General features: G+C 68.7%; 10 protein-coding genes. 3 read left to right on the top strand and 7 right to left on the bottom strand.

Annotation, left to right across the window (positions count from 1 at the left end; genetic code table 11):
* Positions 1-101 precede the first annotated feature (101 nt).
* Positions 102-1,655, bottom strand: a complete 1,554-nt coding sequence (locus ACFWY9_RS09465) for a glycosyltransferase family 87 protein (RefSeq protein ID WP_378338602.1) — start codon at positions 1,653-1,655, stop codon at positions 102-104.
* A 36-nt stretch (positions 1,656-1,691) separates the two neighbouring features.
* Positions 1,692-2,753 (bottom strand): ROK family transcriptional regulator, encoded by a 1,062-nt coding sequence (locus ACFWY9_RS09460; protein WP_378338601.1) that lies wholly within the window; start codon positions 2,751-2,753, stop codon positions 1,692-1,694.
* A 54-nt stretch (positions 2,754-2,807) separates the two neighbouring features.
* On the opposite strand from ACFWY9_RS09460, the gene ACFWY9_RS09455 reads away from it, so the two are divergent.
* Positions 2,808-3,875, top strand: a complete 1,068-nt coding sequence (locus ACFWY9_RS09455; RefSeq protein ID WP_378326588.1) for a Gfo/Idh/MocA family oxidoreductase — start codon at positions 2,808-2,810, stop codon at positions 3,873-3,875.
* Between the two features lie 49 nt (positions 3,876-3,924).
* On the opposite strand, the gene ACFWY9_RS09450 is transcribed toward ACFWY9_RS09455, so the two are convergent.
* The 5 genes from ACFWY9_RS09450 to ACFWY9_RS09430 all read right to left on the bottom strand — a co-directional run bounded on the left by ACFWY9_RS09450 (position 3,925) and on the right by ACFWY9_RS09430 (position 11,666).
* The gene (locus ACFWY9_RS09450; RefSeq protein ID WP_378338600.1) at positions 3,925-5,091 is read right to left on the bottom strand and encodes a macrolide family glycosyltransferase; all 1,167 of its coding nucleotides are present in this window, start codon (positions 5,089-5,091) and stop codon (positions 3,925-3,927) included.
* Positions 5,088-5,705 carry a TetR family transcriptional regulator gene (locus ACFWY9_RS09445; RefSeq protein WP_378326590.1) on the bottom strand — a complete coding sequence of 206 codons (618 nt, stop codon included), beginning with the start codon at positions 5,703-5,705 and terminating at the stop codon, positions 5,088-5,090. Before ACFWY9_RS09445 ends, ACFWY9_RS09450 begins: the two co-directional genes overlap by 4 nt.
* A gap of 81 nt (positions 5,706-5,786) precedes the next feature.
* Entirely contained in the window at positions 5,787-8,255 is a 2,469-nt protein-coding gene (locus ACFWY9_RS09440; protein WP_378326591.1) for a transglycosylase domain-containing protein, read from the bottom strand.
* Positions 8,256-8,404: 149 nt separating this feature from the next.
* On the bottom strand, positions 8,405-11,194 hold the full coding sequence (locus ACFWY9_RS09435) for a transglycosylase domain-containing protein (RefSeq protein WP_378338599.1): 2,790 nt from the start codon (positions 11,192-11,194) through the stop codon (positions 8,405-8,407).
* Between the two features lie 67 nt (positions 11,195-11,261).
* Complete coding sequence (locus tag ACFWY9_RS09430; protein WP_378326593.1) at positions 11,262-11,666, bottom strand: DUF5318 domain-containing protein; 405 nt, start codon at positions 11,664-11,666, stop codon at positions 11,262-11,264.
* Positions 11,667-11,918: 252 nt separating this feature from the next.
* On the opposite strand from ACFWY9_RS09430, the gene ACFWY9_RS09425 reads away from it, so the two are divergent.
* The gene (locus tag ACFWY9_RS09425) at positions 11,919-12,467 is read left to right on the top strand and encodes a PadR family transcriptional regulator (RefSeq protein ID WP_378326594.1); all 549 of its coding nucleotides are present in this window, start codon (positions 11,919-11,921) and stop codon (positions 12,465-12,467) included.
* A gap of 70 nt (positions 12,468-12,537) precedes the next feature.
* Positions 12,538-13,626, top strand: a complete 1,089-nt coding sequence (locus tag ACFWY9_RS09420) for an inositol-3-phosphate synthase (protein WP_378326595.1) — start codon at positions 12,538-12,540, stop codon at positions 13,624-13,626.
* The last annotated feature ends 122 nt before the right edge of the window (positions 13,627-13,748 follow it).

Here is a 13,748-nt window from a genome sequence, read left to right as displayed (position 1 = left end):
TGTTTTTATCCCGCCCCGCGCCCCCCCCCCCGCGGGGCGCCCCCCCCCGCGGGCCCCCCCGGCCGCCCCCACCCCCCCCCGGGGGCGTCCCTCGGTGCGGCTCAGCCCGTGGGAACGGCCTCGGCCCGGTGGGCGCCGCCGGTCCTGAACCGGTCGCGGGCGCCGTCGAGCACGCCACCGGCTGGGTCGTCGTCACCGGCCAACCGCACCAGATCCCGCGAAGGCCGGTAGATCTCCCGCAGCACCAGCACGCACAGCCCGGCGACGGCGAGGTCCCGCACGATCACCGTGCCGAGGAACCAGCTTTCGGGCAGGCCCTTGTGGTCGACGCCGAGGTAGTAGAACATCCGCGGCGCCCACACCAGCGCGTCGAGCACCATCCAGCCGAGCAGCAGCCGCCAGCGCGGGATCGCCAGCACGGCCAGCGGCACGAGCCACAGTGAATACTGCGGGCTCCACACCTTGTTCGTCAGCAGGAACGCCGCCACCACGAGGAACGCGAGCTGGCCGACGCGCGGGCGCCGGGGCGCGGTGAGCGCCACGTAGGCGAGCCCGGCACAACAGGCGAGGAACAGGACCGCGACGACGGCGTTGAGCCAGACCGGGTTCTGTCCTTTTTGGAGTATCCCGTCGAACCCGGTCCAGCCCGTGAAGTACCCGATGACGTTGTAGATCGAGTCCGGGTCCATCGGCCGCAGGGTGTTGAGCCGGAAGAACTCCTCCCAGCCGCGGGTCGCGAACAGCAGGAACGGCACGTTGACTACCAGCCAGGTCGCGACCGTGACCCCGGCTGTGCGGCCCCATTCGCGGAGTCTGCCCGCACGCAGGCACAGCACGAACAGCACACCGAGCAGGAACAACGGATACAGCTTCGCGGCCGCGCCGATGCCGAGCAGGAGCCCGGTCAGCCACGGCCGCTTGCGGGACCAGGCGAGCAGGCCCGCCGCGGTGAACGCGGTCGCGATGGCGTCGAAGTTGGTGAACGCGTGCACCAGTACGAGCGGGGAGATCGCCACCAGCGCGGCGTCCCACGGCCGTCGTTTCGCGACGCGCCCGGTCGCCCACACCGTCACCAGCCAGGCGAGCGCGAGCCAGAACGCGACGAGGTTGAAGTACACCGCCACCGGCAGCGCGCCGGGGAGCCAGCCCGCGTTCGCCAGCGAGAGCCAGCCGTCGGCCAGCCGCGCGTTGGCCCATTGGAACAGCCCGGTGACCACCGGGTACTCCATGTACCGCGTGCCGTTCTCCGCGGTCTGGGTGTTTTCCGACCACGACGACGTGTAGGGGAACACGTTCGGATCGTTGAGGTGCTCGGACGAGTAGAGCGGGACGACGTCGGAGTAGCACATCGCGACGAACGGGCGGCCCGAACGCCAGTCGAGCTGGGTGGTCCCCGCGCCGTCGGTGTACTGCTGGATGCACGACGCCTTGCCGAACCAGCACAGCACCAGCGCGAGCACGGCCAGCAGCAGCCCGACCCGCTGCGGCGACCAGAACCAGTGCCTGCCGACGGCCGCGTGCTCCCCGAGCGGTCCGCCCAGCGGTCTCGTCACCGCCGCGACCATCGGGTCGGTCCGGCTCGGGATCACCCGATCCCGGAAGGAAAGCGTGGCCGGAGCCGCTTCGGGCTCTGGGGCGGTGGTCTGCTCGGACACGTCGCGGATGGTACCGGTCGGTAAGTCACAGCCATGTCATCTTGGGTCCACGAAGAACTTCGACAGCAATTCCGCGGCGGCGCCGAGTGACACGATTTCCTCGCCGAGGCCGTCCACTTCGACCTCGATGCGCTGCCATCGCGGCAGCGGCAGCAACTCCCCCAGCCGGGCGAGAACGGCGTCGCGGTAGACCTCCGGCGCGGCCCGCACCGCGCGGCCCGCCAGCACGATCCGTTCGAGGTCGAGCACCTGTACCAGATCGGCGAGCCCGATCCCGAGCAGGCTCGCGGCAGTCTCGGTGTCCGGCGCGGCGTTGTGGAGGACTTCGACGCAGCCACGGCGTCCGCAGCCGCACCGGGGCCCGTCGAAGGCCAGCGTGGTGTGCCCGAACTCGCCCGCGTTCGTGCGTGGCCCGCGATAGAGCCTGCCGTCGACGAGCAGTCCGACGCCGATGCCGGTGCCCACCAGCACTACCGCCGTCGCGGTGTTGTCCCCGTTCGGCCAGTTCCGCGCGAAGGCGGCGGTGTTGGTGTTCTTGTCCAGCGTCACCGGCAACCCGGTCCGCTCGGCGAGGAGATCGCGCAGCGGGATGTCGTGCCAGCCGGGCATGTTGGTCGCGTCGCGCACGATTCCGGCGTCGTGGTCGAGCGGGCCGACGGCGCCGACACCCAGGCCGAGTACGCCGTCGACCCCCGCGGTGAGTTCCCGGGTCGCGTCGGCGATCGCGGTGACGGCCTGGTCGGGGGTGAAGCCCCGCGGCAGGGGCCCGCCGATCGACGCTTCGACGGCGCCGGTCAGATCCGCGCGCAGGACGTGGAACTCGTCGCGGTCGAGCCGGGCGCCGATCGCGTGCCGGGCGTGCGCACGGATCCGCAGGAGCGTGCGGGGTTTGCCGACCCCGTTCGCGGGCTGGCGTTCCTCGTCGAGCAGGCCGCCACCGACCAGCTCGGGGACGATCTTCGACACCGCCTGCTGGGTCAGCCCGGTGCGCTCGGCGAGCTCGACGCGGCTCAGCCCGCCCGCACGCAGGATGTGCGTGAGCAGCAGGGCGCGGTTGTGCTGGCGCAGCCCGCGCAGGTTGACCCCGGTCTCCGGCATGCCCCGATCCTGGCATGGCTGGCCAATTTAGCAACACTGTTGTTTAATTAGCGCATGGCTGATTTGCGCGTCGGGATCCTCGGCTATGGCATCGGTGGTCGCGTCTTCCACGCTCCGCTCGTCGCGGCGACGCCGGGGCTGACGCCAGCGCTGATCGTCACCGGAAATCCGGAACGCGCCGCGCAGGCGCGGGCCGACTACGCCGGAGCCGACGTCGTCCCGGACGCGGACGCGTTGTTCTCGCGCGTCGACGAACTGGACCTGCTCGTGGTCAGCACGCCGAACCGCACCCACGTCCCGCTCGCGCTGCGGGCGATCGAGGCCGGGAAGCCGGTGGTGGTGGACAAGCCGTTCGCGCCCACAGCGGCCGAGGCCGAGCGGGTCGTCGCTGCGGCGAAGGCGGCGGGCGTCGGGCTCACCGTGTTCCAGAACCGTCGCTTCGACTCCGACTTTCTGACCGTCCGCAAGGTGCTCGGCTCCGGGCGGCTCGGCGACGTCTTCCGCTTCGAGTCCCGCTACGACCGGTGGGTGCCGAAGCCCAAGGACAACTGGCGCGAGTTCGGCGATCCGGCCGAGGCGGGCGGGCTGCTCTACGACCTCGGTGCGCACATCGTCGACCAGGCGCTGCAACTGTTCGGCCCGGTCGCCGAGGTGTACGCGGAGGTCGACCGCCGCCGCGCCGGGGTCCAGGTCGACGACGACGTCTTCGTCGCGCTGCACCACGTCAACGGCGTCCGCTCGCACCTGTGGTCCTCGGCGCTGGCCGGCACCCGAAACCCGCGGTTCCGGGTACTCGGCGACAAGGCGACGTTCACCAAATACGGCCTCGACGTCCAAGAGCCGCAGATCAAGGCGGGTCTTCGCCCGGGTGGCGACGGCTGGGGCGTCGAGCCCGAAGGCGACGCGGGCACCCTCGGCGTGAACGACGACGTCGAGATCGTGCCCACCGAGGTGGGCCGCTACGAGGATTTCTACGCGCAGGTACGAGACGCCGTCCGTGACGGCGCCCCGTACCCGGTCGACGCGGCCGAGGCCGTCGAAGCGTTGCGCGTCATCGAAGCCGCGCACCTGGCGGGCAAGGAACGCAAGGTCGTGCGGCTGAAGGGGACTTTCGTCTCATGACATGAGCTGAAGGGGACTTTCAGCCCATGCGATGCGAGGAACGTCCCCTTCAGCACAGCCCTTCGAGGACGTCGGCCGCGGCCGGGGCGCCTCCGGCGGCGGCGATTTCTCCTTGCATGGTCTTCAGGTTCGCGGCGATCTCGGTGTTGTCCACAATGGACAACACGGCATCGCGAAGGCTCGACGCCGTCACCTCGGCGGGCGGAAGGTGTTTGCCGAGGCCGAGTTCCGCGACCCTGTCGGCGTTCGCGCGCTGCTCGCCGACCTGAGGCACCGCCACCATCGGCACACCGAAACTCAGCGCCTCCATGGTCGAACCCATTCCGGCGTGCGTGACGAACGCCTTCGCGTGCCGCAGCACGCTCAGCTGTGGCACGGATTTGTGCAGTTCGACGTGCTCGGGCACCTCGCCGAGCGCCGCGTGGTCGACCTGCTCGCCGGTCACGAGCACCACGTGCAAGTCGGTATCCGCGAACGCCTTCAGACAGGTCCGGTAGAACTCGGGCTCGTTGTTGTACGCGGTGCCGAACGACACGAGCAGCACGTCGCGACCGGACGCGGGCGGCTCCCATCTGCCCTGGAACGCGCGCTCACCCAGCGCCGGGCCGACGAAATGGTGGCCGGCGAACGTGTCCCCGGCGAACTGGAACGCCCGCGGCAGGAACACCAGGTCCGCAGCGGCGCCGGTCCCGTTGATCATGTCCGCGCCGTCGAGACCGTCGCGGGCGGCGAGGCGTCCCGCCTGCTCGATCGTGCGCAGGATCAGCGGGTCGAGCAGGTCGACCTCGAAGTAGTTCGACATCGACCAGTGCTCGTTGCTCACCAGGTGCGGCCAGCTCAGCACCCGCGGCACACCCCATCGCGCCGCGAGCAACTGTCCCCACCAGGAGATCGGCGCGTCGGTCACGACGAGATCCGGTCGTACGTCGCCGAACCCTTCGGCGACCTGTGCCAGCACCGCCCGTGTCTCCTCCAGGTTCCCCGCCATCACCTTCGGCAGTTCCCCGCGGTCGAACTTCGGCGGCTCGGTGAACATCTTCGCGAACGTCGACTCGTAGCCGATCATCTCTGCGCCGGTTTCGGCGATGCGGTCGGCGAAGAACGCCGGTGCGGCATACGTGACGCGATGGCCGCGCGCGACGAGTTCCGAGGCGACGGCGAGCGTCGGATTGACGTGTCCGGCACCGGTCGGCACGCAGAACGCGAAATGACTCATGTTTTCCCCCTGGTCGCGTGGATGAACAGCGAAACGAGTTCGCGGGTGTAGGCGGGCAGGTCGAGATCGGGGTCCATCGCCCAGTGGTCGAGGACACCGTCGACCGCGGACCGGATGGTCACGGCCATGACGGTGGGATCGAACCGCCGGAATTCCCCGGTGCGCTGCCCCTCGATGAGCATCTCCTCGATCGACCGGTCCCGGGCTCCGCCGGGCGCGTTGACGAAGCGCTCGTTGCCGTCGGTGTCCCGCATGTTCGGGAAGATCTGCCGCAGCGCGAGGAACTGGGCGCGGTGCAGCCGCATGTACTCGATGCCGGACTCGAGGTACGCGGTCAGTTTCCCGGTCGCCGTGGTGGCCGCCGCCATCGCGGCCCCGACGAACCCGGCGACATCGGTGATCACGTCGCGCAGGATCTGCTCCAGCAGCTCGTCCTTGCCACTGAAGTGGTAGGAGATGACGCCCTTGCTCGTCCCCGCGCGTGCGGCGATCTTCGCCAGCGACGCCGCGGCGAACCCCTGTTCGGCGATCACCTCGATCGCGCAGTCCACGAACTGACGCCGTCTGGCCAGCTCGGTGAAAGTTGGACCGCTCGACTTGGAATCTGACCGCATGGCCAGAAGGTAGCACGATCGGTCAAAACAGTGAAGGGCGTTTCCGCGTCCTCGGAAACGCCCTTCAGTAGTGGTTGTCGATCAGGTGTCGTCGCCGTCTCCCGGCAGCTCGATGGTCGACGTCGACGGCCTGTGCGGCTTCGAGTGGCTCGGCCTGGTCGGCCTCGTCGGCGTGGTCGTCTCCTCGGACGGCCTTGTCGGCGTGGTGGTCGGCGTCGTGTCGTTGTCGTCGTCGGGGTTCCGCGACGGCGACTGCGAAGGTGACTGGCTCGGTGCGTCGCCGATCGGCTTGACCGTGTCGAACCGTTCCGCCGGTTTGCCGTTCAGGTACAGCGACATGAACTTCGCCCACGTCGGAGCGGCGATCGTCGATCCGAAGATCGGCTGGTTCTTCTTGTCGTGCAGCGCGATGTTCCCGTCACCGCCGACCCAGACAGCGGCCGAGACCGACGGCGTGTAGCCGACCATCCAGGTCTGCGCGTTGGAATCGGCCGCCGACGCCGGGTCGCCCGACTGCGGCGCGTACTGCTGCGTGCCGGTCTTGCCCGCGCATTCATGCCCCGACGGGCAGTTCAGCTTCGAGAACGAGATGACCGGCTTCAGTGACGTCGTCACGTTCCCGGCGATCTGCTTGGACTTGTCGGAATCGTTCGCGAACGCGGTCTTGCCCGTGGTCTTCGCTTCGTACGCGGTTTCGTTCTGTGAGTTGACCACCTTCACGACGAAGTGGCGGTCACGCTGGATACCGCCCGCCGCGAACGTCGCGTAGGCAGAGGCCATGTCCGCCGGCGACACCTCGGTCTTGCCGCCGCCGAGCGCGATGTTGTTGTCGCCGGTGAAGATCGTCGACTGGCCGCCCTCGTTCTTGGTCTTGATCCCGGCTTCCTGCGCCGCGGTCCCCACCGGGCCCGGATGGGTCTTGTTCATGACCATGTCGTAGAACACCGTGTTGGCCGAGATCTCCATGGCCTTCGCGACCGTACATTGTGGACCGCAGGTGGAACCCGGCCCGGCGTTGCGGATCGTCCGGTTGTCGAAGACCCGGTTGTTGGAACCGTCGAAGGTTTCGTTGAGTCCCTTGCCCATCTTGAGGAACGCGACGAGGTCGAACGGCTTCATCGACGAGCCGGGGTTGCGGGCCTGGTTCGCCCGGTCGGGTCCGGCCTGCTCCTCGCCGTTCGGGCCCTTCACGGTTTCCGCGCCGCCGTAGTAGGCGAGCACACCGCCCGTCTTGGGGTCGACGGCGACGAGCGCGCTCAGCAGGCGGTTGTCGGTCTGGCCCTGCATGCCTTCCTTTACCGCCTGCTCCGCGGCCTGCTGCGCCTTGGGATCGATGGTGGTCTGGACCTTGTAGCCGCCCGAGTAGTACTTGTCCTCGGTGATGCCCTGTGCCGCCAGTTCGTCCCGGACCTGCTGGGCGATGAACCGGTTCGGCGCACCGGACTGCTGCTTGCTCTGCGCGAGCGGGATCGGCGTCGGGAACTGCGCCGACGTACGTTCGGCCTGCGTGATGTAGTGGTTCTGCAGCATCCGGTCCATCGCGGTGGTCCACCGGTCGCGCGCGACCTTGTCGTTCTCCGACCGGCCCGGCTGCTGGATGAGGCCGGCGAGTAGCGCCGCCTCGGAGAAGTTCAGCTGGGCGGCGTCCTTGTGGAAGAAGGCCTGCGATGCCGCGCCGACGCCGTACGCCCCGCGCCCGAAGTAGATGATGTTCAGATACGCGGTGATGATGTCCTTCTTCTCGTACGTCTGGTTCATCTTGAAGGACTTGGCCAGCTCGGTCCACTTGCGCGTCAGGGTCGGCGCGTCGTTGTCGGTGGCCTTTTTGATGTACTGCTGGGAAATCGTCGAGCCACCGCCGTCGCCGCCGGTGACCTGGTTGTACACCGCGCGGAAGATGCCGGTGACGTCGAAGCCACTGTTGGTCTCGAACGTCGAGTCCTCGGTGGCGATCGCGGCGTGCTTCATCACGTCCGGGATCTGTTGCGGGGAGAGGATCTGCCGGTTCGCCCCGGACGGGCTGTCCTTGCCCATCTCGGTGCCGTCGGCGTAGAGAAAGGTGACGGCCTGGCTCTGCGAGCGGGCCACGTCGGTCGGCGAAGGGACGTCGACGGCGAAGTACGTGATCACGAACGCGATCGCGGGCACCACCACGAACAGTCCTAAAAGGACATACGACGTGCGGCGGATCCGGCGCCAGCGGCGTTTCTTGCGCTGTGCGGGGGTGAGCACGCCGCCCTGCCCGCCATCACCGCGAGCGAGTTCCGGTGGCGGCGCGTCCATCCGTCTCCGCCGCGGTTCGAACTCACCCGGTTCGGTCCCGTTGTGGACGTGATGGGTCATCAGCTCGGGCTCGCGGGCAGGCGGTCCGTTCATCGGACGGCCCTGCGGGCGCTGCTGCTGGGGCGGCCGGTAGCCGGGCGGCGGTGGTCCGGGCCGCCGGGGTGGCATTCCTCCCGGCGGAGTGCCCGGCTGCGGGGGGCCAGGGTTCGGACGACGCCATGGTTCAGGCTCTTGACCTGGCCAGGAGTGGGTGCGGTCGTCGTTCACGTGTGGTCCTCCGGAGGCGCGGGCGGGCTGCGGGCGCAGCCCTCCTTGTCAAGGAGGACGTATGAGGCAGGGAGCGGGTTCACTGGCCTACGGCAAAAAATGAGGCGGGACGTGCGTCGCGCACGCCCCGCCTCACTGGGCTGTTCGGGCTAGTTCGGCGGCGCCGGCCCGCCGCCGTTGTGCCCGCCGGAGCCACCGCCTCCGGTGCCGTTGTCACCGACGGGCGGGAAGATCCCGCTGGTCGGCCCCGGGCGCGGCGTGCTGCTCCTGCTGCTCCGCGAAGTCGGGGTCTCCGTTTCCGACGGCGTGGTCGGCGTGGTCGTCGGAGTCGGGGTGTTCGTCGGGGTCGGGGTGTTCGTCGGCGTGTACGTCGGGGTCGGCGTCGCCGTCGTCGGGTCCTTGCCGACCAACTTGACCTGGGGGAACTTCTCCGCGGGCTTGCCCTTCAGATACAGCTGCATGAAGTTCGCCCACGTCGGACCGGCGATGGTCGACCCGAAGATCGGCTTGCCGTTCTTGTCGTGCAGTGGCTTGTTGCCGTCACCGCCGACCCAGACCGCGGCCGACACCGACGGCGTGTAGCCGACCATCCAGGTCTGCGCGTTCCGGTCGTTGTAGGACGGCGGGTCGTTCGGCTGCGGGTCGTACTGTTGCGTACCCGTCTTGCCCGCGCATTCGTGGCCGGTGGGGCACTTCAGCTTCGAGTGCTGGATGACCGGCACGAGCGACTTGGTCACGGTACCGGCGAGCTGCGAGCTCCTTCCCGCGTCGGGGTCGAACGCGGGCTTGCCGGGATCGTTGACCTCGAATTCCGTCTCGCCGGCGGAGTTCTGCATCTTCGCCACGAAGTGCTGGTCCCGGCGCAACCCACCGGCGGCGAAGGTCGCGTACGACGCGGCCATGTCCTCCGGGGTGGCGACGGTGGACCCACCGCCGAGGGAGATGTTGGCGTCGTCGCCCATCTTGGCCCGGCCGTCGGGCGCCATCTTCATCCCGGCTTCCTTGGCCGCGTCGGCCACCGGCCCCGGATGGGTCTTGTTGAGCACCATGTCGAAGAACACGGTGTTGGCGGAGATTTCCATCGCCTCCGCGACCGTGCACTGGGTGCTGCAACTGGAACTCGGGTCCGCGTTGCGGACGACGCGGCCGCCGAGGTTCCGGTTGTTGGTCCCGTCGAAGGTGTCGCCGAGGCCACCGCCCATCTTGAGGAACGCCGTGAGGTCGAAGGGCTTCATCGACGAACCAGGGTTTCTGGCCTGGTTGGCTCTGTCCTGGCCGAGCTGGTCCGTGCCGTTCTCGTCCTTCACGACCTCGGGCCCGCCGTAGTAGGCGAGCACACCGCCGGATCTCGGATCGACCGCGACCAGCGCGTTCTTGAGGTTCTCGTCGGTCTGGCCCTTCATCCCTTCCTGGACCGCCTGTTCGGCGGCCTTCTGGGCGGCCGGATCGATGGTGGTGTAGACCTTCGCGCCGATGGAGTAGAGCTTCTTCTCGTCGTACCCCTTGGCCTCCAGCTCGTCCTTCATCCGCAGCTTGACGAAGTAGGGGACGCTGCCGCCCTCCTCCTTCTTGGCCTGGCTGAGCGGGATCGGCGTCGGGAACTGGTAGCTCGCGCGCGTGGCCTGGTCGAGCCACTTGTACTTCACCATCATGTCGAGTACGTAGTTCCATCGCTTGGTGGCGTACTCGGTCTTGCCCGAGTTGCTCGGGCCCTGGATGAGTCCCGCGAGCAGCGCGGCCTCGGAGGCGTTGAGGTCCTTGACGTCCTTGTTGAAGTAGGCCTTCGACGCCGCCTGGATCCCGTTCGAGCTGCGACCGAAGAAGATCGTGTTCAGGTAGGCGGTGATGATCTGCTCTTTGGACATCTGGTTGTTCATCTTGAACGACTTCGCCAGCTCCGTCCACTTGCGACTGAGCGTCGGCGCCTCGTTCTCGGTCGCCTTCTTGATGTACTGCTGGGAGATCGTCGAGCCACCGCCCTGGCCACCGGTGACCTGGTTGACGGCCGCGCGCAGGATGCCCAGGATGTCGAAGCCGCTGTTGGTCTCGAAGGTCGCGTCCTCGGCGGCGTACACCGCGTGCTTGACCACGTCGGGGATCTGGCCGGGCTGCAGCAGCACCCGGTTGCCGCCCTCGGGGATGTCCTTCCCCAGTACCTCGCCGTTGGCGTAGTAGTACGTCACCGGCTGGTTCTGCAGCGCCGCGATGCTCTCCGGCGTCGGCACGTCGACCAGGAAGTACGTGATCACGAAGGCGATCGCGGGGATCACGAAGAAGATGCCGACGAACGCGTACGCGCACCGCCGGATGATCTTCCAGCGGCGCTTCTTGCGCTGCTTCGGCGTGAGCTGCTTCTTGCCCTTCTTGCCGTCTTCGCCGGGCTCGGCCTCGTCTTCGCCGGCCGCGAACTCGTTGAAGCGCGCGTCCTCGTCGTCGTAGTCGTCACGACGGCGGTCGTCGTAGCGATCGTCGTACGGGTCGTAGCCGAAGTCGGTGCCGTTGTGCACCTGATGCGTGATCAGGTCGGGTTCCCGCTCCTGGGGCGGGGGCGGCGGTGCCGGACGGCGACCCGGCGGCGGCTGGCGGAAACCGCCGTTCTGCGGCGGCGGGCCGGGCGGGCGGCCACCCGGCGGCGGACCCTGCCGTCGTGGCGGCATGCCCTGCTGAGGACGTTGCGGCCGCTGCGGCCGCGCGGGCGGCTCGTCGCCGGGCCACTGCGGTCCCGCGCCGCCCGGCTCGTCGCCGGTCGGCCACGCGGGGCCACCGTTCTGGGGAGCACCGTTCGGCCGCGCCGTCCCGCGCGGCGGGGTGTTCCGGCGCTGCGGACGGCGCGGGGGTTCCTCGCCGGGCCACGCGGGTCCCGGCTCTTCCCCCGGCCAAGCGGCACGGCGAGGTGCGTCGGGCTCCTGGCTCGGCCAGGCGCTGCGGTCGTCGTTCACGAAGGGGCCTCCCAGACCGGCGTCTCGGGCAACACCGTTCTGTCCTCTGCGGCTGTTGTGGTTCTGATCACTGACCCGCAGTCCTCCGCGGGCGGGTCCGTGGCTGTTCCCCCGTGCCCAGGACGTACGACTGGACCAGGTGGTTCCAATGGCACGACCGGCACACCTCCACGTCGTAGACGGTGAACTCGCCGAACACCCCGGCCATCCTGGCCAGTTCGTCGGGAGTACGCGCCGACCCCGAGACGTGCTTCAACTCGTCGCCGTAGACCCAGGACACCAGGGTCAGCGGCTCCTTCGTGCGGCACATCGGGCAGCGCTGATCGCCTGCCCTGCCGTGGAACTTGGCCGCACGGAGCAGATAGGGACTCGCGTCGCAGACCTCCAGGTCACCGACGCGTCCCGAGCGGACACCCGCCAGCAGCGCACGGCGCTGCAAGGCGTAGTCCACTACCTGCCGCTGGTTTCGCACGAGCACAGACTACGGGTTCTTGCTGTGTGCCCGGCGGCCCATGCGACTTCAGGGCCCCCGCGCTACCCCGACACGCCGAACCTTCCATAACTCTCTGGTGACTTTCGCCGGGTTCACCCCAGGGTGGGCAAGGTTAGGTACGCCACTCGGATGTATCGGCGCGATATAGTGGACCGGTAGGTTGACGCGGCCCGGTGGCCCGCTCAGGAGCAACGCCGCCGGCCGTGGTTTGTTCCCGGAAGGGGGTGCGGTGTGCTGGAGCTCGCGATCCTGGGGCTGCTGCACGAGGCGCCCATGCACGGGTACGTGCTGCGCAAACGCCTGCACGAGACGCTCGGGATGTTCCGGACGTTCTCGTACGGCTCGCTGTACCCGACGCTGCGTCGTCTGCTCAGGGCCGGATATCTGGTCGAGGAGCTCGACACGGCGGACGAACGGGCGTGGTCCCGGCGCGGCAGGCGCGTGTACAAGCTGACCGCGGAGGGGAAGGAGCGGTTCGCCGAGCTGCTCGGCGACGCGGGTCCGCAGACTTGGGACGACGAGGGCTTCGGAGTCCACCTGGCGTTCTTCTCGCGGACACCGGCCGACGTCAGGATGCGGATTCTGGAAGGCCGTCGCCGTCGCGTCGAGGAGCGTCGCGAGGGTTTGCGGACGGCGTTGGCCAGGGCCGAGGAGAAGATCGATCGCTACACCCGCGAGCTGCACCGGCTGGGGCTGGAGACGAGCGAGCGGGAGGTGCGCTGGCTCAACGAGCTGATCGCGCACGAACAAGCTGAGCGGCGGGGTCCGGAGGGGACCTGAGTCGTTCGCGCGCCGCAGCGTCGCGGCCGAAGTTCCACACGAGAAGAAAACGGATGAAGGAGTAACCGGCATGGGCGAGAACCGCCGCGTTCGGGTGGCCATCGTGGGCGTCGGCAACTGCGCGGCGTCGCTGGTCCAGGGCGTCCAGTACTACCGTGACGCGGATCCCGCCACGCGCGTCCCCGGTCTGATGCACGTCGACTTCGGCGGTTACCACGTCGGTGACATCGAGTTCGTCGCCGCGTTCGACGTCGACGCCAAGAAGGTCAGCCGTGACCTCTCGGAGGCGATCTTCGCCAGCGAGAACAACACGATCAAGATCGCCGACGTGCCGCCGCTCGGCGTCACCGTGCAGCGGGGCCACACCTACGACGGGCTCGGCCGGTTCTACCGCGAGACGATCGCGGAGTCCGACGAGGCGCCGGTGGACATCGTCGCCGCGCTGCGCGAGGCGCGTGCGGACGTGCTGGTGTCGTACCTGCCGGTGGGCTCCGAGGAGGCCGACAAGTTCTACGCGCAGGCCGCGATCGACGCGGGCGTCGCGTTCGTCAACGCGTTGCCGGTGTTCATCGCGTCCGACCCGGAGTGGGCCGCGAAGTTCACCGAGGCGGGCGTGCCGATCGTCGGTGACGACATCAAGTCCCAGGTGGGTGCGACCATCACGCACCGCGTGCTGGCGAAGCTGTTCGAGGACCGCGGTGTCCAGCTCGACCGGACGATGCAGCTCAACGTGGGCGGGAACATGGACTTCCTGAACATGAAGGAGCTGGAGCGCCTCGAGTCGAAGAAGATCTCGAAGACGCAGTCGGTCACCTCGCAGGTCGACCGCGAGCTGGGCAAGGGCAACGTCCACATCGGACCGTCGGACTACGTGCAGTGGCTCGACGACCGCAAGTGGGCCTACGTCCGGCTGGAGGGCCGCGCCTTCGGTGACGTGCCGCTGAACCTCGAGTACAAGCTCGAGGTGTGGGACTCGCCGAACTCGGCCGGGATCATCATCGACGCCGTGCGCGCCGCGAAGATCGCGCTGGACCGCGGCATCGGCGGCCCGATCCTCTCCGCGTCGTCGTACTTCATGAAGTCGCCGCCCGAGCAGTACGACGACGCCACCGCGCGCGACGCCGTCGAACGCTTCATCCGCGGCGACATCGAACGCTGACGCTGTGAGCTGAAGGGGACTTTCCTCGCATCACACGCGAGGAAAGTGCCCATCAATACGTGCAACCATTCGTAAGTCCCCATCAGCCCACCCCCAGCCCGGCCGGGAGGGCGGGTTGGTCG

Origin of the sequence: Amycolatopsis sp. NPDC059027 (assembly GCF_042739735.1) — a bacterium.
In the GTDB taxonomy this organism is placed as follows: domain Bacteria; phylum Actinomycetota; class Actinomycetes; order Mycobacteriales; family Pseudonocardiaceae; genus Amycolatopsis.
This window is presented reverse-complemented; position numbering and strand designations above follow the sequence as displayed.

Coding starts and splice junctions, on each gene's coding strand:
- ACFWY9_RS09460 (WP_378338601.1), bottom strand. CDS start 2,753: ATGCCGGAGACCGGGGTCAACCTGCGCGGGCTGCGCCAGCACAACCGC.
- ACFWY9_RS09455 (WP_378326588.1), top strand. CDS start 2,808: ATGGCTGATTTGCGCGTCGGGATCCTCGGCTATGGCATCGGTGGTCGC.
- ACFWY9_RS09450 (WP_378338600.1), bottom strand. CDS start 5,091: ATGAGTCATTTCGCGTTCTGCGTGCCGACCGGTGCCGGACACGTCAAT.
- ACFWY9_RS09445 (WP_378326590.1), bottom strand. CDS start 5,705: ATGCGGTCAGATTCCAAGTCGAGCGGTCCAACTTTCACCGAGCTGGCC.
- ACFWY9_RS09420 (WP_378326595.1), top strand. CDS start 12,538: ATGGGCGAGAACCGCCGCGTTCGGGTGGCCATCGTGGGCGTCGGCAAC.